At 62.9% G+C, this 240-nt stretch carries 1 protein-coding gene; it reads right to left on the bottom strand.

Annotated features, from left to right (window positions below; genetic code table 11):
• Positions 1–240, bottom strand: a 240-nt coding sequence (locus SB822_RS60520) for a TonB-dependent receptor domain-containing protein (RefSeq protein WP_410859576.1), incomplete at both ends; no start/stop codon positions are given.

The following is a 240-nucleotide window of genomic DNA, read 5'->3' as shown; positions in this document are numbered from 1 at the left end:
CTCACGAACGCCGAACGTCAGCACCCAGTTGCGCCAGCGCGCCTCGTCCTGCGCATAGACGCCGACCGTGCTCAACGAATAGTCGAGGCGCGTGTTCGCTTGCTGTGTCGGCAGCGACGAGAAGTTCGGGTTATACAGATCGACCGTGCCGAGGACGGAATTGCCCTCTGTGTCGCCCAGCATCGAGCGCTGATAGTCGAGACCGAACAGCAACGTGTGCTGGACGGCGCCCGTCGTCAC

The sequence above is a fragment of the Paraburkholderia sp. SIMBA_054 genome, from assembly GCF_046534875.1.
GTDB lineage: Bacteria > Pseudomonadota > Gammaproteobacteria > Burkholderiales > Burkholderiaceae > Paraburkholderia > Paraburkholderia hospita.
Note: the sequence above shows the minus strand (reverse complement) of the source record. Positions and strands in the feature narration are given on the sequence as shown.